This is a genomic window from Kitasatospora sp. NPDC057198 (assembly GCF_042670125.1).
Classification (GTDB): domain Bacteria; phylum Actinomycetota; class Actinomycetes; order Streptomycetales; family Streptomycetaceae; genus Kitasatospora.
Window position 1 is genome coordinate 1 of record NZ_JBHUWH010000736.1, and the last position, 2,479, is coordinate 2,479.

The window sequence follows — 2,479 nt, forward strand, 5'->3', positions numbered from 1 at the left end:
GGTCTGGCCCTGGCTGGGGACGGCCGCCCCGGAGGGTCCGGGCGCCGATCCGGCCCAGCAGGCCGAGCACGACGACCTGGAGGCCCTCGCGGCGGACCTGCTGTCCGCCCGGCCGGACTTGGCAGTGGCCACCCAGGCCGCCGCGGGCGACCCGGCCGACATCCTGGTCGAGGCCGCCGCGGACTACGACCTGGCGGTGCTCGGCTCGCACGGACCGGGCACCGTCACCGACCTGCTGGGCGGCTCGGTGGCCCTGTCCGTCGCCGCGCGCGCCGCCTGCCCGGTGGTGCTGGTGCGGGAGCGGCCCGCCGACCAGGACGCGCACCCGGTCGTGGAGGACGCCCCGCTCACGGCGGAGGCGGCGGCGCCAGCTCCGGTGGCGGTGGCATCGCCGGAGCCGCTGCCGGCCGGGCTCCCGATCCCGTCCCCCCTCGACCCCCCGGTCCGGGACGGCGCCGGGCCGGCGACGGCAACGGCAACGACGACGACGACGGCCACCGCGGTCGCACCGCCCGCCCCGGAGCCGCCGTCGGCCGCCGCGGCGCCGGGCGGACCGGAGATCGTGGTGGGCCTGGCGGGCGACTCCTCGCTGCCGGCCGTCGAGTTCGCGCTCGCCGAGGCGGCCCGCAGCGGCGGCCGGGTGCGGGCGGTGCACGGCTGGGAGATGGTGCCGCTGTGGGCGGCCACGCCCGGCTGGCTGCCGCCCGACCCCGACGCCGCCCGCCAGGGCGGACGGATCGAGGCCGACCTGGACCGCCTGCTGGCCCCCGCCAGGGCCGCCCACCCGGACGTCGAACTGCGCGTCGAGGCCGATCTCGGCGGCGCCACGGGCGCGCTGCTCGCCGCCGCCGAGCACGCCGACCTGCTGGTGCTCGGCCGCCACCCCCACCTGCTCGGCAACCGGCTCGGCCCGGTCGTCCACGCCGCCGTCCGGCACAGCACCGCCCCCGTGGTCCTGGTCCCGCACGAGTGAACCGCTCGCGGACCGCGAGCGAACCGCGAGCGGTCGGGGCCACCCCGTGTTTCCGCCCGCCCGGATGAGCGAACCTCAGCCCCGGGCGGGCGGAACCAGCCCGTCCAGCACGCCCCCGGCCCTGCAGGCCCGGGGGCGGAGCTCGGCACCCCGCCCCTCCCCCGTCTCGAACAGCTCGGCCTGCCCCCCACCTCCACCGCCCGCGAGGGCGTCGACCGCGGCACCGTCCTCGACTCCGGAGCCGTCGGGCACCACGAGGACACCCGACTCCCGCACCAGCAGCGCAATCCGGTCCTGGCCGCACACCGCAACGGGCACGCCGAGCCGCTCCGGCACCCGGACCGGCTCGAACCCGGCGACCCGGTCGTGCTGCGCACCCCCGCGGCCGTCCACACCTACGTGCTGGACCGCGAACTCCCCGAAACCGGACGTAGGTGCGCGCCCGGCCCGCTCGGATTGAAAAGTTTTGCGCCATCTTGCAGCAAGGGTTTTCATGACGCCCGGATGTCGCCGGGCGCACCGGCGGATGTCCTCGACGTCAACCCGGCTTCCGCTCCCCCGTGGCGCCAGGCCGAAGGCCCGGCCTCCACTTCTTGAAGGCAAACAGCCGAGACAGCCACGAAGATGACCTGAACTTGACGTCAGGCGGGCAACCCCGACGCTGCATCCGTTGATTTCGTGTTGTGATCAACGGGCGCTGACGCCGCGTCAGCGCCGATGGAGAAGAGACGGGAAGACCCATGACCACCGCACCGCCCCGCACCACGGCCACCGCCTGGTGGCGCCCTCTGCTGCTCGTGGCCGCCCTGCTGACCGGGCTGTTCGGCGCCGTCGCCCCGGCCGGCGCGGCCACCGCCGAGGCGACCATATCGGTGACGGTCTCCGCCGTGACCAACCCCGGTGACACCGTCCTGATCAGCGGGAACACCGCGCAGCTGGGCAACTGGGACCCGGCCGCGGCCGTCCCGCTGCACACCACCGCCCAGACCTACCCGTCCTGGACGGGCTACGTGCAGGTCATCCAGGGCAGCACCGCGGAGTACAAGTTCCTGATCCGCAGCAGCACCGGCGCCGTGACCTGGGAGAGCGTCCCCAACCGCACGGTGACCGCCTCGACGACCACGATCACCGCGATCAACGACCGCTGGAACGTCGGCAGCGGCGCGCCGGTCACCGCGGCCTTCCGCGTCACCGCCACCACCGCCTACGGGCAGAACGTCTACCTGGTCGGCGACCTGGCCGAGCTCGGCGGCTGGAACCCGGCCGCCGCCGTCCCGCTGACCACCGGCTCCGGCAGCTACCCGACCTGGACCGCGAGCCTGCAGCTGCCGCCCAACACCCCGGTGGCGTACAAGTACCTGATCAAGAACCCGGACGGCAGCGTGGTCTGGGAGGGCGGCGCCAACCGCATCGCGACCACCCCGCCCACCGGCACCTTCACCGTCCAGGACACCTGGCGCCCGTAGGGCCGGACCACCGGCCGCCCGGCACCGGACGTCGAGGTCC

General features: G+C 75.6%; 3 protein-coding genes. All 3 read left to right on the top strand.

Annotated features, from left to right (window positions below; genetic code table 11):
- Window positions 1–973 (top strand): universal stress protein (locus ACFUEL_RS38415; protein WP_380242665.1); only part of this gene is annotated, 973 nt, incomplete at its 5' end.
- Window positions 974–1,153: 180 nt separating this feature from the next.
- A complete protein-coding gene (locus tag ACFUEL_RS38420; RefSeq protein WP_380242668.1) occupies window positions 1,154–1,570 on the top strand; it encodes a sortase domain-bontaining protein in 417 nt (138 codons plus the stop codon).
- Between the two features lie 143 nt (window positions 1,571–1,713).
- Window positions 1,714–2,439: a carbohydrate-binding module family 20 domain-containing protein gene (locus ACFUEL_RS38425; protein WP_380242667.1), complete on the top strand. Its 726-nt coding sequence runs from the start codon at window positions 1,714–1,716 to the stop codon at window positions 2,437–2,439.
- Window positions 2,440–2,479: the final 40 nt, after the last annotated feature.